This is a genomic window from Micromonospora sp. NPDC051925 (assembly GCF_044548625.1).
Taxonomy (GTDB): domain Bacteria; phylum Actinomycetota; class Actinomycetes; order Mycobacteriales; family Micromonosporaceae; genus Micromonospora.
The window spans coordinates 37,269-55,758 of the sequence record NZ_JBIUCH010000005.1 but is presented as its reverse complement, the minus strand read 5'-3'; the positions used below and the strand labels follow the sequence as shown (position 1 = coordinate 55,758).

General features: G+C 72.7%; 19 protein-coding genes. 11 read left to right on the top strand and 8 right to left on the bottom strand.

What is annotated here, in order from left to right:
* Window positions 1–106 precede the first annotated feature (106 nt).
* Window positions 107–2,746, top strand: coding sequence for an FtsK/SpoIIIE domain-containing protein (locus tag ACIG87_RS08270; protein WP_396849348.1), 2,640 nt, complete (start codon window positions 107–109; stop codon window positions 2,744–2,746).
* Window positions 2,747–3,421: a hypothetical protein gene (locus ACIG87_RS08265; protein ID WP_396849346.1), complete on the top strand. Its 675-nt coding sequence runs from the start codon at window positions 2,747–2,749 to the stop codon at window positions 3,419–3,421.
* Between the two features lie 105 nt (window positions 3,422–3,526).
* On the opposite strand, the gene ACIG87_RS08260 is transcribed toward ACIG87_RS08265, so the two are convergent.
* Window positions 3,527–3,874 (bottom strand): hypothetical protein, encoded by a 348-nt coding sequence (locus ACIG87_RS08260; RefSeq protein WP_396849344.1) that lies wholly within the window; start codon window positions 3,872–3,874, stop codon window positions 3,527–3,529.
* A 391-nt stretch (window positions 3,875–4,265) separates the two neighbouring features.
* On the opposite strand from ACIG87_RS08260, the gene ACIG87_RS08255 reads away from it, so the two are divergent.
* Window positions 4,266–4,466, top strand: a complete 201-nt coding sequence (locus ACIG87_RS08255; protein ID WP_396849343.1) for a hypothetical protein — start codon at window positions 4,266–4,268, stop codon at window positions 4,464–4,466.
* Window positions 4,467–4,612: 146 nt separating this feature from the next.
* On the opposite strand, the gene ACIG87_RS08250 is transcribed toward ACIG87_RS08255, so the two are convergent.
* Genes ACIG87_RS08250 through ACIG87_RS08240 form a run of 3 tightly spaced genes read right to left on the bottom strand, consistent with a single transcriptional unit; the run spans window position 4,613 to window position 6,371 of the window.
* Entirely contained in the window at window positions 4,613–5,179 is a 567-nt protein-coding gene (locus ACIG87_RS08250) for a hypothetical protein (protein ID WP_396849341.1), read from the bottom strand.
* On the bottom strand, window positions 5,176–5,940 hold the full coding sequence (locus ACIG87_RS08245) for a hypothetical protein (protein WP_396849340.1): 765 nt from the start codon (window positions 5,938–5,940) through the stop codon (window positions 5,176–5,178). Before ACIG87_RS08245 ends, ACIG87_RS08250 begins: the two co-directional genes overlap by 4 nt.
* Window positions 5,937–6,371: a hypothetical protein gene (locus ACIG87_RS08240; RefSeq protein ID WP_396849338.1), complete on the bottom strand. Its 435-nt coding sequence runs from the start codon at window positions 6,369–6,371 to the stop codon at window positions 5,937–5,939. Before ACIG87_RS08240 ends, ACIG87_RS08245 begins: the two co-directional genes overlap by 4 nt.
* A gap of 901 nt (window positions 6,372–7,272) precedes the next feature.
* On the opposite strand from ACIG87_RS08240, the gene ACIG87_RS08235 reads away from it, so the two are divergent.
* From ACIG87_RS08235 to ACIG87_RS08210, 6 genes are all read left to right on the top strand, one after another.
* Window positions 7,273–7,494 (top strand): winged helix-turn-helix domain-containing protein, encoded by a 222-nt coding sequence (locus ACIG87_RS08235; protein ID WP_396849337.1) that lies wholly within the window; start codon window positions 7,273–7,275, stop codon window positions 7,492–7,494.
* A 119-nt stretch (window positions 7,495–7,613) separates the two neighbouring features.
* Complete coding sequence (locus tag ACIG87_RS08230) at window positions 7,614–7,877, top strand: DUF6244 family protein (protein WP_396849335.1); 264 nt, start codon at window positions 7,614–7,616, stop codon at window positions 7,875–7,877.
* Between the two features lie 348 nt (window positions 7,878–8,225).
* A complete protein-coding gene (locus ACIG87_RS08225) occupies window positions 8,226–8,675 on the top strand; it encodes a hypothetical protein (RefSeq protein ID WP_396849333.1) in 450 nt (149 codons plus the stop codon).
* A 5-nt stretch (window positions 8,676–8,680) separates the two neighbouring features.
* The gene (locus tag ACIG87_RS08220; RefSeq protein WP_396849331.1) at window positions 8,681–9,106 is read left to right on the top strand and encodes a hypothetical protein; all 426 of its coding nucleotides are present in this window, start codon (window positions 8,681–8,683) and stop codon (window positions 9,104–9,106) included.
* Window positions 9,107–9,856: 750 nt separating this feature from the next.
* The gene (locus tag ACIG87_RS08215; protein WP_396849330.1) at window positions 9,857–11,119 is read left to right on the top strand and encodes a DUF3237 family protein; all 1,263 of its coding nucleotides are present in this window, start codon (window positions 9,857–9,859) and stop codon (window positions 11,117–11,119) included.
* The gene (locus ACIG87_RS08210) at window positions 11,011–11,376 is read left to right on the top strand and encodes a DUF3237 domain-containing protein (protein WP_396849328.1); all 366 of its coding nucleotides are present in this window, start codon (window positions 11,011–11,013) and stop codon (window positions 11,374–11,376) included. Before ACIG87_RS08215 ends, ACIG87_RS08210 begins: the two co-directional genes overlap by 109 nt.
* A 310-nt stretch (window positions 11,377–11,686) precedes the next feature.
* Here ACIG87_RS08210 and ACIG87_RS08205 read toward each other — a convergent pair whose 3' ends face one another.
* On the bottom strand, window positions 11,687–12,637 hold the full coding sequence (locus tag ACIG87_RS08205; RefSeq protein WP_396849327.1) for an FAD-dependent oxidoreductase: 951 nt from the start codon (window positions 12,635–12,637) through the stop codon (window positions 11,687–11,689).
* 303 nt (window positions 12,638–12,940) lie between these two features.
* Here ACIG87_RS08205 and ACIG87_RS08200 point away from each other — a divergent pair, with 303 nt between their 5' ends.
* Complete coding sequence (locus tag ACIG87_RS08200; protein WP_396849325.1) at window positions 12,941–13,882, top strand: lipase family alpha/beta hydrolase; 942 nt, start codon at window positions 12,941–12,943, stop codon at window positions 13,880–13,882.
* 56 nt (window positions 13,883–13,938) lie between these two features.
* Here the strand turns inward: ACIG87_RS08200 and ACIG87_RS08195 are convergent, their stop codons facing one another.
* The 3 genes from ACIG87_RS08195 to ACIG87_RS08185 all read right to left on the bottom strand — a co-directional run bounded on the left by ACIG87_RS08195 (window position 13,939) and on the right by ACIG87_RS08185 (window position 17,720).
* The gene (locus ACIG87_RS08195; protein ID WP_396849696.1) at window positions 13,939–14,805 is read right to left on the bottom strand and encodes an aldo/keto reductase; all 867 of its coding nucleotides are present in this window, start codon (window positions 14,803–14,805) and stop codon (window positions 13,939–13,941) included.
* A 140-nt stretch (window positions 14,806–14,945) separates the two neighbouring features.
* Entirely contained in the window at window positions 14,946–15,563 is a 618-nt protein-coding gene (locus ACIG87_RS08190; protein WP_396849324.1) for a hypothetical protein, read from the bottom strand.
* Window positions 15,564–15,593: 30 nt separating this feature from the next.
* Window positions 15,594–17,720 carry a PP2C family protein-serine/threonine phosphatase gene (locus tag ACIG87_RS08185; RefSeq protein ID WP_396849322.1) on the bottom strand — a complete coding sequence of 709 codons (2,127 nt, stop codon included), beginning with the start codon at window positions 17,718–17,720 and terminating at the stop codon, window positions 15,594–15,596.
* Between the two features lie 238 nt (window positions 17,721–17,958).
* Between ACIG87_RS08185 and ACIG87_RS08180 the strand changes: the two genes are divergently transcribed.
* Window positions 17,959–18,324 carry a YciI family protein gene (locus ACIG87_RS08180; protein ID WP_396849320.1) on the top strand — a complete coding sequence of 122 codons (366 nt, stop codon included), beginning with the start codon at window positions 17,959–17,961 and terminating at the stop codon, window positions 18,322–18,324.
* Window positions 18,325–18,490 lie beyond the last annotated feature (166 nt).

The window sequence follows — 18,490 nt, the reverse complement described above, 5'->3', positions numbered from 1 at the left end:
CCGTCCGCCCCGGATCGGCGGTCCCCGCCGCGGCGGGTCGTGCGCCGCAACCCCGTTGGGCGCTAGGGTTCCCTCGATTCGTTCGGACGTCGGTGGGGAGCAGTGGGTGGGCAGGCTCGCATCGGCGTACGGGCAGGCGGTCGCCGCGCACCGGCAGGCCCGGCAGCGGTGGACCGTCGCCCGTACGCTGCTGGACCGGTTGACCGGGCAGCCCGTCCCGGAACGCACCGCCGACCTGGTCGCCCGGCTGGCCCGGCTGGCCGACGCGCTGGCCGCCCCGCCGGCGCTCGGCGGACCGGCCCCGGTGCGCATCGGTGAGGCGTCCACGGCGGACGGTCGGTTCCCGCTGCTGCTGCCGTTGGGCGCCGGCCGGCACCTGGCGGTCGACAGTGACGCCCGCGATCCCCGGGTGGCGGTGCTGCTGCGGGTGCTGGTGCTGCGGCTGCTCAGCACGGCCGCGCCGGGCACGGTGCGGGTGGTCGGCATCGACCCGGCCGCGCTGGGCGCCACCTTCATGCCGTTGCGTCCGCTGCGCGACGCCGGGGTCCTCGGCGGCGTTGCCACCACCGAGGCGGAGATCGGCGCGCTGCTGGACGTGGCCGAGGCGCACGCCCGCGCCGCCCAGCACGCCGGCCCGGGACAGCTCGGCCCGCGCCAGCTCGGCCCGGGACACTTCGGGGCTGGCCAGGCCGGCGCTGGCCAGGTCGGCAGTGGACAGGTCGGCCCGGGACAGTCCGGCACAGGGCAGGTCGGTGCGGGGGAGGGCGGGCTGCTGCTGGTGGTGGCCGCGTCCGCGCCCGGCCCGCGCGAGCTGGCCCGGCTCGCCGCGCTGACCCACGCCGGGCCGTCCGCCGGGGTGTGCGTGCTGTTCGCCGGGCGCGCGGTGACCGGGCCCGGCCAGGCCCCGCCGTCGCTGGGCGGCACCACCGAGGTACGCCTCGACGAACGCTACGCCCGCATCGGAGATCCGCCGGGGCAACCGTTCAGCGACGACGGCACCGGGCTGGCCGTACCGGTGCTGCTCGACGGCGATCCGCCCGCCGCCGCCGTCCAGGCGCTGGCCGACCGGCTGGGCGCGCAACTGCGCCGGGACACCGCCCTGCACCTGGCCGACCTGCTGCCCGAACGGCGCTGGACCGAGTCCGCCCGCGCCGGCCTGCGGACCGTGGTCGGCCGCTCCGGTCGTACCCCGGTGACGCTGGCCTTCGACGACGCGACCCCGCACTGGCTGGTCGGTGGCCGCACCGGCGCGGGCAAGACGGTCTTCTTGCTCGACGTGCTGTACGGGCTGGCGGCCCGCTACCCCCCGACCGCGCTCCAGCTCTGGCTGCTCGACTTCAAGGAAGGGGTCAGCTTCACCGAGTTCGTCCCCACCGAACGTGACCCGTCGTTCCTGCCGCACGCCCGTGCCGTCGGCGTCGAGTCCGATCGCGAGTACGGCCTGGCCGTGCTGCGGGAGCTGCGCCGTGAGCTGGGCCGGCGGGCCGGGCTGTTCAAGCGGCACGGGGTGACCAAGCTGGCCGACCTGCCGGACACCGAGCCGGTGCCCCGCACGGTGGCCGTGATCGACGAGTTCCACGTCCTGTTCGCCGGCAACGACCGGCTGGCCCGGGAGGCCGTCGACCTGCTGGAGGAGCTGGCCCGCAAGGGCCGCTCGTACGGCGTACACCTGGTGCTGGCCAGCCAGAGCACCACCGGCGTGGAAGCCCTGTACGGCCGGGCCGAGTCGCTGTTCGGGCAGTTCGCCCTGCGGGTGGCGCTGCCCGGCGGCGAGGCGGTGCTCGGCCCGCGCGGGGTCGTCGCCGGCGCGACCGAGATCGGCACGGCGGTGGTCAACACCGCCGCCGGGGCAGCGGGCGCGGACACCCTGCTGCGGTTCCCCGACGCGCACGCCGACGCCCGGCAGCTCGCCCGGCTGCGCTACGAGCTGTGGGACGCCCGTCCCGACGACGTGGGACCGCCCGCGGTCTTCCGTGGCTACGCCACCGCGCACCTGGAGGACGAGCCGGTCCCGGCCGTTGCCGCCGTCCGCCGCCCGGCGGTGCTGGTGGGCCGGACGGTCGACGTGGCCGGCAGCACCGCCCGGTTCGACCTGGACGCCTCGCCCGGCCGGCACCTGGGCGTGGTGGGCACCTCGGCGACCGGCGGGCACGTGCTGCGGGCCGCCGCACTGAGCCTCGCCGGTCAGCACCGGCCCGGGGAGGCCGAGTTCGTGCTGGCCCCGCTGGTCGCCGCCGCCGACGACCTGGCCGACGACACGGCCGCCGGGTTGAAGGCCGCCGGGCATCCGGTGACCCAGGTCGACGCGGCCGGGCTACGCGCCCGGATCGGCGAGCTGGCGACCGGCCCGGGGAAACGCGGCCGGACGTACCTGGTGGTCTTCGGGGTGGATGCGGCCGGCGCGGTCCTCGCCGCCGCCGACCCCGACACGTACCGCTCGGGCCACGACGACCTGCGGGCGTTGCTGCGGGAGGGGCCGGGGCACGGGGTGCACCTGCTCGGCTGGTGGCGGGGGCTGCGTCGGCTCGCCGACGACCTCGGCGGCACCCAGAACCGGGACGACGTGGCGTGTCTGGTGGCGTTGAACGTGTCCGCCGACGATCTCGGGCTGCATCTCGGGGTGACCGACCTGTCCTGGACCCCACGCCCGGACCGGGCCCTGCTGGTCGACCGGCACGACCAGCGCAGCACGCTGATCGTGCCGTTCGTCCGCCCCGGGTACCAGCCCGACGAGGAGGAACGCTGAGTGGCCGGCTACGACGAGTACGCGGCGGCCGTCCGCCAGCTCTCCGCCCGGATCCGGGAGGGTGAGCGGGGTGCCGCCGCCGAGACGGAGCGCCGCCGCACCCTGCACGCCGGGGTGGCCCAGCTCGGGCAGCGGCTGGCCGCCCAGGAGCAGCGCCTCACCCAGCTCGGCGCGGCGGCCGGCCTACCCCCGGTGACCGACCCGGCCCCCGGTCCCGGGGCAGCCGGTTCCGGGGTGGAGATCGCGTCCGGGGTGGACGGTGATCCGGCCGTGGTGTTGGCGGAGGTCGGGCGACTGGTCGACGAGGCGGACCGGTGGGGCCAGCAGGCCGAGGCGCTGGCCCAGCGGCCCGCCCTGCTGCCCACCTGGTCACCGACGGCCCGCGCGGTCGCCGTCTACGTCGGCTGTGCCGCCGTCGGGGCGCTGACCATGCTGGTGCTGGTGGTCGCCAACGGCATCGGCGTGGTCGACGGCGTCACCCTGGGCGCGCTGACCTGCGCCGGCCTGCCGCTACTCTCCTTCGTGGCCGGCTGGCTGGTCCTCGGCCGCTGGGGACGGCCGGCTCTGGCCGACACCGACCCGCCCCGGTACGCCCCGCTCGGCTTCGTCGTCTGCGCCCTGCTGGTGCCGCTGGCGTACTGCGTGACCCTGCTGCTGTTCCGCCTGGTGCGCTGAGGTGCCTGCGGGGCCGTTGGCGGCTGCTGCGGCAGCCGTTTCGGCGGCGGTGAAGAAGGGACCTCGTCCCGGTGGTCGTCCGGGAACGACCACCGGGAATGCTGGTCAGCCGGCCCGGTAGGAGAGGTAGTAGCCCTCGTACGGCCAGCTGTGGAAGTTGTTCAGTTCGGACGCGGTACCGGTGCAGTCGGAGGTCCGGTAGCCGGAGACGGAACCGAAGCCGTTCCAGCCGATCGCCCAGATCGCCTCTGCCGGGACCGGGCGGCAGATACCGTCGGGCGTGGCCTGCCTGCCGACGATGATCTGCGTGGTGGCCTGGTAGAAGACGAGGCCGACGTCGGGGACCTTGAGCGTCTCGACAGCGGCTGCGGGCGACGCCGGTACCGTCACGGCCAGTGTGGTGATCAGTGCGGCGGCGAGACCCGCAGCGATACGGCTGGTGAAACTGCGCATGAGCTTCCCTTCCTAACGGTGTTCAGGAACGGGGCCGGAGCGCGTTCAGCCCCGAAGAAATTGGTCTGGATCGATTGTATTCCCCGTGTCAACCATCCCCGTCGCGGATCTCGACCGGTGCTCGGGGGCGCCAGGTGCTTGACCGTGCAACTTTCCGGCGGTAGTTTGAATTCCGATCCATCTACATCAATGGAAGTAGGTTGCCGTGCTGTTGAAATCACTCGCCATCGCCGGGGCCGTCGCAGGTGTGCTGGCCGTTGCCCCACCTGCCTCGGCGGCACCCCAGTTGGGCGCCGGCGTCTACCCGCCCGGGAACTGCCAGCCGGGCACATTCTGCGTCTGGCCCCACTGGGATCACCCGAACGGGGTTCCCACGGCGACTCCGTCCCTGGTGACCACCACCGAGTGGACCGGCAACATCACGGGTTTCAACTACTACAACTACACGAACCGGAACGCCGCGATTAGCTGGCGCTTCAACGCTGCCGGAACGATTATGACCGGCACGGACTGTGCTACCCCCGGCGACGGATTCTTCTATGTGCCCATGGGCGTGACGAAGGTGAGTTGGAATACGGCGAACGTCTGCTGATCTCCGCCGTTCTCTGATCTCCCGAATTCGGTGCCTCCGCTTTCCCGGTGGTCTTCGTACGGGGACGACCAGCGGAAAAGTCGGTCGGTAAGCCCTCCGCGGCCGCTGTTGCCGACATGGTCACCGCTGGACCGCGCGGTCGGTACCTATTTCGCCTGCACCGGGTCGGGATCGTGTTGGTGCCGGTCGCCTACCTCGGTTACCTGATGCTGTTCCGGCTCGGCCGCTGACCCGCAGCCTGCCGGCCCGGCACCTACGGCGGTGTCGGTGCCTACTGAGGTGTTGGTGTCTGCGGCGGTTTCGGCTCCGGCGGCGGTTTCGGCGGCGGTGAGGAAGGCGTCCAGCTCGGCGGGGAGCAGCCCCTCGTCCTCCAGCAGCCCGAGCAGCAGCACCGTCCGGGCGACCACGGCCGCCGGATCGTCCGGCACCGGTGGGCGTTCGCCGAGCGCCGCCCAGATCAGCGCCTCGGCGCGTACCGGGTCGACGTCGCGGCCCGTCGGGTCGTAGCGTTCCCGGGCCGCCGCCACGAACCGGATCACCGGGGCGCGGTCCTGGCCGGCCACGAACCGCCGTCGCACGGCGACCAGCAGCGCCCCGGCGAGCAGGTCGCCGTACCGTCGCCACTGTGGTTCGCTGAACCGGCGCAGCCGCCGGTCGTGGCTGCGGAGCCGGCCGGTGAGCAGACCGCGCAGGGCGGCCGTCGGATCGTTCACCAGGTGTCCTCTCGGGGTCGGCGGCGGGTCTGGTCGCGGAGTAGGCCCAACGGGCCGGGGCGCTGGCGGCGGCGTCGGGCGGCGATCAGGCGTACCGCCGAGCGGGTGCCCACCGCCACGGCGGTGACCGCACCGGTGGCCGGCGGTGGCGGCGGCTCCGGCTCCGGCCGACCGGCCAGGTTCGCGGTGTAACGGTCGACGCGTCGGCCGCCGACCGCGAGCCGGGCGGCGGCCAGGTCGAGCCGGTGCCGGGCCGCCCCGAGCCGCCGGGCCGCGACCAGTTCCGCCGCCCCGCCGGTACGCCGAAGCCGGTCCTCGGCCGCCCCGAGCCGGTGCCGGACCACGCCGATGAGCGCGGTGGCAAGCTCCGCGTCGAGTCGCGCCCTCCCTAGCTCGGCCAGCAGCTCACCGGCCGAACCGCCCTGCTCGTCCGGTACCGCGTAGGCCAGGTTCAACGCCCGCCAGCACTCGACCACGGCGTCCTGCCAGGGCACCCGCCGCCCCGGCGGCACCGCCCCGTGCAACTGCGCCCCGGCCCGGTCAGCCGCCGCGAGCGTCACCAGCCAGGCGGCCCGCAGATCGTCCACCGTCCCGCCATAGTGGGCCAACCAGGCCCGCGCCGCCCGCTGCGCGTCGCACGGTCCGGGCCGCCCACAGCTCCGACAGATCCCGGTGTACGCCTCGGTGCCGTGCTCGGCGAGCGTCCGCCGCGCTTCGGTGGCCCGTTCGGCGGCGTACCGGCGCAGGTCGGTGGCGTTCACCGGCGTCTCCGGGGCGCGGCGGCCTTGATCAGCCGGGCGTACCGCACCTGCTCGCAGGGGTAGTCCTCGCCGCAGCCGCAGAGCTGGCGGGTCACCACGCGCGGGAGATGGGCGAACAGGATGTCGTCGGCGTCCTCGAGGTCCTGGTCGGAGACGAGCAGACCCAGGTCGCCACCGGGCTCCGGGGGAACGTCGGTGTCCGCCGACTGGCTGTCGTACGGCCGACGGTTGTCGTGCGGTCGTTGGCTGTCGTGCGCGCGCTGGTTGTCCTGCTGTGGGCGTTGGTTGTCGTGCTGTCGTCGGGGGTTGTCGTGCTGCCGTTGGGCGGGATGCGGTCGGTGGTGCCGGTCGGCTCGGTGCTGGTGGTCGGGGCCAGGCCGGTGGTCGGCGTGGTGGTCGTGGTCGGGGTGGTTGTCGGGTCGGTCGTCCATCGGGGCAGCTCCCGGTTGGTCGGTCTCCTCGGGCGGGGTCTGATGGGTCGGGTAGGGGCCGCGTGCGGGCAGAAGCTGCCCTCCACCTAGCAGCTCTGCCAGATTCACGGCGTGTCGTCGATCGTCGTGCGCAACGCGATGCTGACCCTGAAGGCCGAAGGCCGAAGGTCTGGTCGTCGGCGTCCCAGGGGTCGGCCTGTACGTCGCCGAGCGGTAGCCGAGGGCTGAGCGGTAGTCGAGGCGTGTCGGGTGGTAGTCGAGGCACGGCGGCGACGGTCGAATTCCGTCGGTGGCAGTGGAGGCAATCGGGTCGCCATGATCAGATTGCGATTTTGCGTACTCGTATCGGCGTGTCGTGTGCAAAAGCGCAATCCGATCCTGGGTCCGCACCTGAGTGCCGGTCGTGCCGGGTAGATCGACTCAAGGGGGCTGATGTAGCGGTGTCCGGGCCGGTCCGATACCGCTACATCAGCTCCCTTGAGTCGTGGTCGGAGTGGTGCTCGGGTTGATCCCGGCCACCTGCTGCGCGAAGTGGTCCTGATCGGGCGGAAGCGGGTCTGCTTCCGAGTGGGCTGGTTCATCGGGGAGGCTCCCGGCGGTCGATCTCCTCGGGCGTGGGGCTGTTGGTGGGGTGGGCCTGGTGGGGTGAGGTGTCGTCGGGCGGGCCCGGATTGGGCGTCGTCGGCGGATGGGCAGGTGGCGGCACGCCCGGTCGGGTCGGGGGATGACCCGACCGGGCGCTCTGTGCGGGTGAGGAACAGACCAACTCCGGGTTGCAGACCTGGGAGCCGATCGATGGCAGCTTTACACATCTAGTCACGCATAGCAAGCACGACAACACGTTACTTGTCACAGGTAGTGGCACGTGATCGAATGGCGGGGCAGACCTGGGAGTACACACATGCCCGTCAAGCCCAAATGGCAACAACTCGCGGACCACATCCGTGGTCAGATCGAATCAGGAGACCTTGCGCCGGGGGACCAGTTGCCCTCCACCATCCAGCTCAAGACCGAGCACGGCGTCTCGACGACCGTCGTTCGGCAAGCCATCCTCGTCCTGCAGACGCAGGGATGGGTGCAGGGCGTCCACGGGCTCGGGGTGTTTGTCGCCGAGCGGGAGTGACCGGGATGCGTCACCGTTACGGGGTGGCTGCGTTCGGTGTTCACCTCGTAGGCTCCCCTGTGGTCATTGCCGGTGCGGCGGCGTGACTGTGGTGTGTCGGTCGACCCGGGGGAGTGTGTGTGAGCGCGGCGGAGATGATCGCGAAGCTGGCAGCAGCGTCGCAGAAGCTGGACGAGGCGCGGGCGAAGACGGCGGCGGCTGCGCAGGACGCCGCCGAGGCGCGTTCCCTGGTCGCCGGAGCGTTGCAGGGCATCGCCGCTGGCCCGTTGATCGGCATGATCGACAGCTACCGGCAGGCGCTCGCCCAGGCCGCCCAGGGTGGTCAGCCGGCCAAGCAGCAGGTCCAGGAGACGATCACGAAGGTACGCGCGCTGGGAAACTGACCTCGGGTGGTGGTAGCACGACCCACCAACCACCCGCGACCGCGCTTCCGGTCATCCGTCCAGCCGCGCCCGGCCCTATGGGAAGGCTGGATAGCTCGGACGGTGGCGTGGACAGGCAGAGGCGAAGCGAGCGTCGCGAGAACGCCAGTCCACCGGCTGCCCCACGGGCGAGAATCAGTCCGGAGGCGATCGGCTGGTGGGCATCCGCTTCTGCCGCTGGCTATGCGACCTTCCAGGAATTTCTCCCCGTACTGCCGAAAACGGTCGTTGGTACTGTCTTGGCCGTAGCCGGTGCGACAGGAGCGTTCAAGGCTTGGAAAGAGAAGCATCGCCAAGGGAGGCCGGGCAATGAAGATTGACGAGAGAATAGAGCCCCTGGTACGGGCCGTGCTGGACGCGGCCGTTCAACGGGACGCGGCCCGGTTCGACGAGGCGATCACCCGCCTGTCAGGTCCAGTTGAGCTGCAAGAAGGTGTGCAACTCGCGGTCACGATCTGCGCTTTCGTGGTCTTCGACGTCCATTCTGGTGCACCGACCTCGGTGCAGATTCAGGAGATCGCTGGCGACATCGAACGCCAGGAAAGTTGGATCGGGCCGAGCAGTGCCGAGGTCGCCAGTTTCCTGGATGCTCTGGTCCAGCGACGGTCGATCGCCGATGTCCTGTCGCAAGAAGCGGTGATCGTTTTGCCTTTCGTCATTGCTGCCAACCTGCTCACCACTGCCTCCCAGCAGGAGCAGGGGGAGTGGTGGTTCAACTACTTGGACAAGGTGGAGGCGGCGATTGAGGCGGCGGGGTGATGGCGGTGGTGGAGACGGGCGGGCGGGACGGCGGGGAGTTGGACGGGTTCCACGTCGGGCGGGTGCCGGACGGGGCCGGTGAGCTGGTCTCGGACTTCGCCTCCGAGTGGGAGGACGTCAACTTCGCCAGCCGGGTCTGGGAACGTGCGGTGGAGGACGGATACCGGGTTGACCTGCGGGTGCACGTGTTGCGCGGCGAGCGGTTGACCGGCCTCACGGAACTGCGCGACTTCCTGGCCGAGTACCACGAGCGCGACCCTGACGGGTGGCCGCTGACGGAGTTCGGCCACGGCGAGGGTGTCGGGTTCGTCGGCGAGGGGGAGGCGTTCTGGCTCGTCCGGCCCGGAGTGGCGGTCGACGTGCTGGTCGACGTCGAGCGGTTCGGTGGTGAACTGCTCCCGATCGCAGAATCGATCAGCACTGTCCGCTAGCTGATGGTGAAGCGACGATGGCCCGTCCGCCGACTGATCGCAGGGTGCTGATCGCGACGCGGGCATCAACACGACGACCGGGCGGGATTCGATCCCGCGTGCCCGCGCGCCGCGTGCTGGCCCGCCCGCGCGCCGCCCGCCCGCCTGCCCGCGCGCCGCTCCGCCGCGCGTTGGGTCGCGGTCTCCTTTGTGAAGAGTTGTTGTCGCCAGGGCGACAACAACTCTTCACAAAGAGGGCTGCCCGTCGGGTGCCGATGCTCGCAACCTGAATCCACAGCAGGGCCCGACCGCCTTGGTGCCACCACGAGGCGCGTCTCCCAGACCGTCCGGACTCCGGGTGCCGGATTGCGCTGCCGCGCCCGTGCGCGGTTGCCGTGCCCGTGCGCGGTTGCCGTGCCCGTGCGCGGTTGCCGTGCCCGTGCGCGGTTGCCGTGCCCGTGCGCCGTTGCCGCGCCCGCGCGGCCGTCATGCCGCGCCGCCGTCATGCCCGCGAGTCGTCGCTTCGGCGTGGCCGGACCGATCGCGCCGTCTTCGCCGACTGCTGGGGCTCGCCGAACTGCCAAGTCCATCCGGCCTCGTGGAACCACACCTTTTGGCGGATCTGCGCCGATCCGTACACAGCCCGCCAGGAGAGCCCACCACCTGGAAAGCATCCATGCAAATCGATTGACAGATTCTTGTCCGATCGGGACACTGAGCGAAGCCTGTCCCTGTGTTCAGGCAGCTGAGCTGCCGATACGGGAGGATCAGATGAGACTCGTTCACCGTCGGCCGCTGCTCGCGGGAGTGCTCGCCGTTGCCACCCTGGTCGGCGCGGTCGGCGTCACCACCTCGGCCTACGCCGCCACCGGTTGCCGGGTGACGTATGCGATCTCCAGCCAGTGGGGCGGCGGCTTCGGTGCGAACGTCGCCGTCACCAACCTCGGTGACCCGCTCAACGGTTGGCAACTGACCTGGTCGTTCACCGCCGGGCAGCAGGTCACCCAGTACTGGAACGGCACCCTCAGTCAGAACGGCGGACGGGTCACCGCCGGCAACACCACCTGGAACGCCTCGCTCGCCACCGGAGCGAGCGCGTCGTTCGGTTTCAACGGGTCATGGAACAACGTCAGCAACCCGACGCCGACCGATTTCGCGCTCAACGGCACCCCCTGCACCGGCAGCACCGGCCCGTCCGCCACGCCCACGGTGCCGAACTCGCCCACCCCGGGCACGCCGTCACCCACCCCCAGCACGCCACCGTCCACTCCGGGCACGCCGTCACCCACTCCGGACACGCCGTCACCCACTCCGAGCACGCCGCTACCCACCCCGAGTACGACGCCGAGCGGCGCGGAGCCGACGATCGTGCCCGACCCGTCCTGGACCTGCGGCAGATCCGGAGGCATCGTGGCACCGGCGCGCGGCCGGCTCGTCTTCCGTGCCACCGCCCAGCTCGGCGCGATCCGCGACGTGGGCACCACCCAGTACGGCCGTCGCCGCATCCTCGACATCAGGGGCGGCACGGTCACCGGTGACCGGATCAACGGCACCCTCCTCGCCGGCGGACTGGACCTGGAGCTCACCCTCAGCAACGGCGCGACCGAGCTTGAGCAGATCAACATCCTGCGCACCGGCGACGGCACCCTGATCTATCTGCGCGGCTGCGGGGTCGCACCGGCCGGAGACTCCACGGTACGGATCGTGCCCGACTTCGAGGCCCCGAACTCCAGCCCGTACGCCTGGTTGAACACCGGGACGTACGCCGGCACCCGGACGGTCAATACCACCACGGACACCCTCGAACTGGCCGTGTACGACGTCTCCGGGGTGTCCCCGGCCGAGCCGTCCAGCTCACCGACCCGGCCGGTGTCGCCAACCAGTCGTGGGACTGCGCGACGGGCAGCGGCACGAGGGGCGCCACGGTGTTCACCGAGACCGTCACGCTCGGCTCCAGCCTCGCCGTCGGCGCCAGCAAGCGCGGCACCCGCAACATCATCCCCATCACCGGCGGTACGACCAGCGGCCGGGTGACCGGATCGATCCTGGCCGGCGGCGCGGACTACCAGCTCATCGGCGCGACCACCACGCTGGACGCCCGGTACGTGCTGTCCGCCAACGACCGGGAGCTGATCCTGGTCCGTAACTGCGGGGCGTTCGGCCGGCTGGTGCCGACCTTCGAGGCCCGCGCCACCGGCCCCTACGCCTTCCTCAACGCCAACACCTGGCTCAGCTCCGACCCGGGTTCCGCCCCGGGCGGCGTGAGCATCACCTTCTACGAACGCCGATAGGTCAGCGGCGGGCGCTGCCGGATGCCGCTCCGCCCCACCACCCCGGGCCAGCCCACCACCCCGGGCCAGCCCACCACCCCGGGCCGGTGCGGCAGGAGCTGCTGGTCCGGGGGATCACCACCGAGCGCGTATGCCGGTCAGGCATATTCATGACAGCTCGGCATACCGGTCCTCCGGCATGGGTGTCGCCGGGCGAGGAACGCGCCGCTCACCGGCCGCGTCGGCGAGGATCGCGCCGCTCGCCGGCCGCGTCGGAGCAGAGCGAGCGGACGGTACAAGACAGGGTGGAGGGTGCGGACGGCACGGAGGCTCAGGTGGTGAGGGCCAGCCGGGCCACCTCGTCCGCGCACCCCCAGGCCAGGGTCACCCCCGCACCCCCGTGGCCGTAGGCGTGCACCAGCCGCCGCCCCGGCCCCGGCCCGGCCTGCACCGCCACCCTCGGCCCGCCGTGCCGGGCCGGCCGCAACCCGATCCTTGCCGCGAGTACGGGCGCGTCGGCCAGCTCCGGCACCAGCGCCACGCACCGGTCGCGGATCGCCGTCGCGGTGACCGGGTCGGGGCGGGTGTCCCACTCGTCCGGTTGGAAGGTGCCGCCGAGCACCACGTCGTGCCGGCGGGGGTGCACGTAGGTGATGCCGGCCGGGTTCTCCTCGTCGCGTACCGAGGTGGTCAGGCCCGGGTTCGCCACCAGCACCAGGTGTCCCCGTACCGGATGCACGGCCGGATCCCCGGCGAGCCGGCCGGCGGCCAGGCCGGTGGCGTTGACCACCGTCGGGGCCAGCGCGAAGCCGTCGTCGAGCCGGGCCAGCCGGCCGCGCCGCAGCAGGCCGCCGGCCTCGGTGAACCGGTCCCGCAGCCAGTCCAGGTAGGGCGGCATCTCCACCGTCGGCGCGGTGAACCGCAGCTCCGTGGCGTACGGGCCGAAGCCGGGGTGGGCGACCAGGTCGCCGGTCGCCGCCGCCCACCACGGCGGGCCGTCCCACGGCTGGCGCAGCAGCATCCGGGTCGGCCGGGCCACCACCCCCGGTACGCCTGCCCCGGCCTGCCGGTGCAACTCCGCGTGGGTGTCGGCGGCCCAGCGCAGCACCCGGGGATCCGCGTCGGTGTGGCTGGGATACCAGACGGCGGCGGCCACCGCCGACACGGTGTCGCCGGGTTCGTCGGCGCTCAGCACGGCCACCCGTGCGCCCCGTTCCCGCAACCGCAGGGCCGCCGTCAACCCGATGATGCCACCGCCGACCACCAGCACGTCCGTGTCCATCGTGCGCCTCCCGACGGGCCGCCGGGGCAGCGGCCGGACCTGGATCGTCTCCCCGTCCGGCGGCCACTGTCCAAGACGGAATCTCCCGTCGGCGACAAGTCACACTTCTGCTGACCAGGCGGCTGGGTGCGCGGTGAGGTGCCTGCTGTGCCCGTTTGTGCAGTGAGCGCGACAATGGGTTACCGGTGCGTAACTTTCCATTGACGGGCGTGAAACAGGCCACGCATCATCGTTCCCACGATCGATCGGATCCCCCGCCCGCCGTCCCCGGCTCACCGGGTACCTCGCACCGGAGGCGCAGCCATGCTGCTCCGTACGATCCTCGCCGCGACCACCCTCGCCGCCGCCCTGCTCGTCCCGGCCACCGCCGCCGTGGCCACCCCGCCCACCGCCACCGATCGGACCAGCACCACCGCCACCGGCCGGGCCACCGCCACCACCGACCAGGCCGCCACTTCCAGCGCTACCACCGCCGATCAGGCCGCCACTTCCGCCGGTCGGGCCGGCGGTACCGGCACCGACCAGGCTGCCGCCGCCACCGGCGGTCGGGCCGGTGGCGATCCGGCGTCCGCCCGGGTCGCCGCGACCGCCAACCCGGTCATCGTGGTCGGCGGCCTGGTCGGCGTCGCCATCGCCTACGAGCCGATCGCCGCCCGGCTGCGCGCCGACGGCTTCCGGGTGTACGTCTACCAACTGCCCGGCCTCGGGTTCGGCGACATCACCGAGTCCGCCCGCGCCTTCGCCACCTACGTCGACCAGGTGCGTGCCGCCACCGGGGCTGCCCGGGTGGACGTCGTCGGCCACTCCGAGGGTGGCCTGGTCGCCCGCTGGTACGCCAAGTTCCTCGGCGGCACCGACCGGATCGGCCGCTACGTCAGCCTGGGCAGCCCCCAACAGGGCACCTACGTGGCCAACATCCTCGCGTTCGTCGGCCTGGGCAGTTGCGTCGGCATCATCGCCTGCCAGCAGATGTCCATCGGCTCGGACTTCCTCACCGACCTCAACGCCGGTGACGACACCCCGGGCGCGGTGCGCTGGACCACCATCCGCACCAACCAGGACGAACTCGTCCGTCCGGTCGACAACGCCATCCTCGCCGACGGGGCCACCAACGTCCTGGTGCAGGCGTCGTGCCCGCTGCGGGTGGTCGGCCACCTGGGCCTCGTGCTCGACGGCACCACGTACACGGTGGTCCGCCAGGCGCTCACCGACGCCCCGATCCGCCCCAACTGCCTCGCCCTGTAGCGGGTACGCCGACGGCCGGCCACCCCTGTTCGGGGTGACCGGCCGTCGGCGTACCGTCAGGCGGCCTTCGCCAGGGCGTCGTACTCGTCGTCGGTGAGCTGCACCTGGGCGGCGGCGACGTTCTCCTCCAGGTGACCGACCGAGGACGTACCCGGAATGGGCAGCATGACCGGCGAGCGGCGCAACAGCCAGGCGAGCGCGAGCTGGGCGGGCGTCGCGTCGTGGCCGGTGGCGATGGCGTCCAGCGGGCCGCCCGGCTTGGCGAGGTTGCCGGTGGCGATCGGGAACCACGGGATGAACGCCAGGTCGTTGCGCTCACAGTGGTCCAGGACGTCCTCGGCGCTGCGGTCGGCCAGGTTGTAGAGGTTTTGCACCGACACGATCGGGGTGATCTTCTGGGCCGCCTCGATCTGCGCGACGGTCACCTCGGACAGCCCGATGTGCCGGATCTTGCCCTCCTGCTGGAGCAGGGCAAGTTCGCCGAGCTGATCCGCCAGCGGCACCTTCGCGTCGATCCGGTGCAGCTGGTAGAGGCCGATGGACTCCAGGCCCAGGTGGCGCAGGCTCAGTTCGCACTGCTGGCGCAGGTACTCCGGTCGCCCCACCGGCCGCCAGTCGCCCGGCCCGGACCGGGTCAGCCCGGCCTTGGTCGCGATCACCAGGTCGTCGGCGTACGGGTGCAGCGCCTCCCTGATCAGCAGCTCGGAGACGAACGGCCCGTACGAGTCGGCGGTGTCGATGAACGTGACGCCCAACTCGTACGCCCGGCGCAGCACCCGGACCGCCTCGGCCGGGTCCTTCGGGTCGCCCCACACCCCCGGCCCGGTGATCTGCATGGCCCCGTAGCCGAGCCGGTCGACCTGGAGATCGCCGCCGATCCGGTAGGTGCCTGACGCCTTCGCGGGCGGTGCGCTGGTCCCCATCAGAAGTACTCCGATCATGTCCGTCGTCGTCAGCGGCAAATGTAGCCACCGGCGATACCGGCTTTCCCGCAGATCGCCGTCCGCAACACCCACGGATCGAACGTGTGCGCCGACACCATGCCCGACACCGGCGGCGACACTCAGGGCGTCAGGTGGAGCAGGCCGTCGACGTCAGCGGGGTCGACGTGCGCGAACGCCGTGGTGAGCAGCGCGCAGTCGAGGTGCAGCGCGGTCAGGACGGCGTGGTGCTGTCGCTCCGCGAAGAGCCGGGGCGCGTCGTCGGGCGGCACCTCCCCGCGGAGCGCCGCGCCCAGCGGGGCCAGGTCGACCGGGCCGCTGCCGAACAGGGCGAATCTCTCCGGATCGGCCCCGCCCGGCCCGGTCGGCGGGGTGGACCCCAGCGGGTACCGGGTGCCGTCGAACCCGGCCAGATACTCGGTGCCGTCGTCGTCTGAGAAGACATCGACGAACGACCGGTCGGAGACGTACCCGTGGATCTCCTCGCCGGCGACGAAGATCGACGCCGACATCACGTCCGAGTCGAAGACCACGAACGACACGGCCGGCGAACCCGTCGCCTGGCTGAGGAACGAGGCCAACAGGTCGGTGTCGGCATAGCCGTCCCGGTCCCGGGGGACGACCGCCCACCGCAACTTGCCGACCGGCGCGACGTACGCCTCCCATTCCGCCTCGGCCATGGCCGCCCGCAGGGGTGCCAACTCGCCCGTGGCGAGCACCGTCTGATAGCTCGTACCCATGGACCGGAGCGTAGGGGCCGGGTCCGACACTCAGCCGACGTGCCGGATGACCACCAGGGCCTGGTCGTCGTCGGAGCCGGAGAGCTTGGTCAGGATGGTGTCCGCGATGACCTCCGCCGGCTGGTCCCGCACCGGCACGATCACCTCGTGCAGCGCCGCCACCCCGGCTTCGTACGTCTGGTCGCGCCGCTCCACCAGCCCGTCGGTGTACGCCACCAGCAGGTCACCCGGGCCGAACGCCACGGTGGTCACCGGCACCGGGTCGCGGACCAGCCCGAGCGGCAGCGAGTGCCCGGTCCAGACCGTCTCCGGCGGTCGGCCCGGCCGCAGCAGCACCGGGTGCGGATGCCCCACCCGGGCGATCTGCGCCGCGCCGGCCACCGGGTCGACCACCATCGCCAGGCAGGTGCCGAGGAACCCGACCCCGAGCAACCCGGTCAACCGGGGGAACACCTCGGCCAGGGGCACCCCGGACCGGATCAGGGTGTTCACCACCGTACGGAGCTGGGCCATGTCGGCCGCCGCCTCGACCTGGTGGCCCACCACGTCCCCGACCACCACGGCCAGCCGGCCGTCGTCCAGGTCGACCAGGTCGTACCAGTCACCGCCCAGGTGCAGGCCGCTCATCGCCGGCTGGTACCGGGTGGCCAACTCCAGACCGGGTGGCCCGACCGTGTCCGAGGCGCGCAGCCGACCCGCCAACCGGGTCACCAGGTCGTGCTCGGCGGCGGCCAACCGGACCCGCTCCAGGGTCTGCTCACACAGGTCGGCGATGGTGTCCAGCAACGCCAGGTCGTCGTCGTGCAGCGGACGTTCCCGGGGCCAGCCGAAGCCCAGCGCGGCGATGGGTCGCCGAGACGCGTCCAGCAGCGGCAGCACGACCGTGGTCACCATGCCGTACGCGCCCGCCGGGTCCGGCAGGCCGGGATGCCGGGCGGCGAACTCGGCCCGGTTGCGCAGGATGATCCGCTCACCGGTGCGCAGCGCATGGGCGAGCGGTCGCGGATCGTCGATGGTCAGGTCGTCGAAGGTGGCGATCAGCCCGGTCGGCAGTTCGCCGTGCCACAGCCGGATGCGCCGGCCCTCGTCCCGGGTCGCCAGGCCGGGCAGCGCCGCGCCGAGCGCCATCGGCGCGACGTCCAGGATCACCTCGATCGCCTCGTCGGTGGACCGGGTGACGCTGAGCCGGGCGGCGAACTCCGCCATCGCCCGCGCCGACGCGGTCAGCTCGGCCCGCCGCAACGCCTGGCTGCACAGCCCCGCCACCGCGTCGAGCAGGGTGCGTCGGGCCTCCTCGTCGGCGACCGGCCCGTCCCACCGCACCTCCAGCGCGCCGAGCACCGCGCCGCCACCGTCGCGCAGCGGCAGGCAGACCCCGTCGGGCAGCGGCACGGTCGTCTCCTCGCGTACCGCACGGGCCAGCGGTTCGTCGTCGGCGACCGCCAGCCGTCCGGGCCGGGTGCCGCCGGCCACCGTCAAGTCCAGCGCGCCCGCCGTGGCGACCGCGATCCGGAGTTCGGCCGCGCCGACCAGTGCCGGGGTGACCGTGGTGACCACGTCCGTCACCGCCTCCCGGCTCCCGGCGGCGCTGAGCGACCCGGCGAGCCGGGCCAGCCCCTCGGCCTGCCGCAGCGCCCGCCGTCGATCCCCGGCGTGATCAGCGGGAACGTCGGCCTCGGTGGCGGCTTCGGTGATCGTGGTGAAGACGCCGCCCGGGTGGCCGGCGGCGTCGACGATCGGGCTCGACGAGAAGACCAGCCGGTGCCGCCCCGCGCCGGAGTCGACCTCCCGTTCGTGCCGGCAGGTGACCCGGGCGGCGGTCAGCACCTCGGTCAGCGCCGGCACGGCCGCCGGCCAGATCGCCGTGCCGGGCCGGCCCGGCACGTCCCGTCCGGCCGGGTCGAGCAGGGCCAGGTACCCGTCGTTGGGCAGCAGCACGAGTTCCGGGCCCCACCAGATCGCGGTCGGGGCCGGGGTGTGCAGGCAGATGACCAGGGCGGTGCGCAGGCTCTGCGGCCAGGAGCCCAGCGGCCCGAGCGGGGTGCCGGTCCAGTCGTGGTCGACGATCCGCCGGCCGGCGTGTCCGGCGCAGGAGAGGAGGCCCCGCCAGCGTGCGTCGTCCGGTGGCCGGGGGATGACGGCGGCGGAGCGAGTCATGTCGGGACCTCCGCTCTGCGGATCGAGCGCTTCCCCATCAGTCGGACCGTACCAGCGCCGGCCGACGAGTACGTCTGTCGATCACCGAGGTCGTGCCGGTCGCCCGCGCGCGGGCCGGTGACCGGGCGACCACACGGGCAGTTGCCCCGACCGGCAGCCAGGGGCGGCCCCACCGTGGGAGGCTGGCCGGGTCCGGGGGAGACCGGCGCGGTGTGGCGCCGACGCGGGAGGGGACGCCATGACGGGTACGCCGCAGCTGGACTTCGCACTGGACACCTACGAGTGCATCGTGCTCTATCCCGGCCCGGCCGGTCGGGTGCTGCCGGAGGAGACCGTGCAACGGCTCCAGGCCGAGCACGCCGCGCACATGCGGGCCCTGCAACGTCGGGGACTGGTGCTGGTGGCCGGTTCGATCGACGGTCCGGCCCGGGAGCCCGCCCCGCCGATCGGCATCGGCCTGGCCCGCACCGGCTCGGTCGACGACGTACGCAGCGTGATGGAGGCCGACCCGGCGGTGCAGGCCGGGCTCTACATGGTCGACGTGCTGACTTTCCTGTGCCCGGCCGGCTCGCTGGAGTTCCCGCTGGTCAAGACCGACAGCTAGGACCGGTGGGCGTGGGCGTCGGGCGGCGGCGGCCAGCGGTGTCGTCGGCGGGGCGGATGAGCCACGGGAGCGCCCGGACGGCGATTGCCCCCGGGCGGTACGATTCCCGGCGCGCGGTCGCCGAAGCCCGCGCCTCCCCGACGTCCCGGCGTGGCCCGCGTCCCGC

Bases quoted from the DNA above. Each gene is read 5' to 3' on its own strand.
- ACIG87_RS08260 (WP_396849344.1), bottom strand. From the start codon at position 3,874: ATGCGCAGTTTCACCAGCCGTATCGCTGCGGGTCTCGCCGCCGCACTG.
- ACIG87_RS08240 (WP_396849338.1), bottom strand. From the start codon at position 6,371: ATGGACGACCGACCCGACAACCACCCCGACCACGACCACCACGCCGAC.
- ACIG87_RS08235 (WP_396849337.1), top strand. From the start codon at position 7,273: ATGCCCGTCAAGCCCAAATGGCAACAACTCGCGGACCACATCCGTGGT.
- ACIG87_RS08225 (WP_396849333.1), top strand. From the start codon at position 8,226: ATGAAGATTGACGAGAGAATAGAGCCCCTGGTACGGGCCGTGCTGGAC.
- ACIG87_RS08215 (WP_396849330.1), top strand. From the start codon at position 9,857: ATGAGACTCGTTCACCGTCGGCCGCTGCTCGCGGGAGTGCTCGCCGTT.
- ACIG87_RS08205 (WP_396849327.1), bottom strand. From the start codon at position 12,637: ATGGACACGGACGTGCTGGTGGTCGGCGGTGGCATCATCGGGTTGACG.
- ACIG87_RS08200 (WP_396849325.1), top strand. From the start codon at position 12,941: ATGCTGCTCCGTACGATCCTCGCCGCGACCACCCTCGCCGCCGCCCTG.
- ACIG87_RS08195 (WP_396849696.1), bottom strand. From the start codon at position 14,805: ATGGGGACCAGCGCACCGCCCGCGAAGGCGTCAGGCACCTACCGGATC.
- ACIG87_RS08190 (WP_396849324.1), bottom strand. From the start codon at position 15,563: ATGGGTACGAGCTATCAGACGGTGCTCGCCACGGGCGAGTTGGCACCC.
- ACIG87_RS08185 (WP_396849322.1), bottom strand. From the start codon at position 17,720: ATGACTCGCTCCGCCGCCGTCATCCCCCGGCCACCGGACGACGCACGC.
- ACIG87_RS08180 (WP_396849320.1), top strand. From the start codon at position 17,959: ATGACGGGTACGCCGCAGCTGGACTTCGCACTGGACACCTACGAGTGC.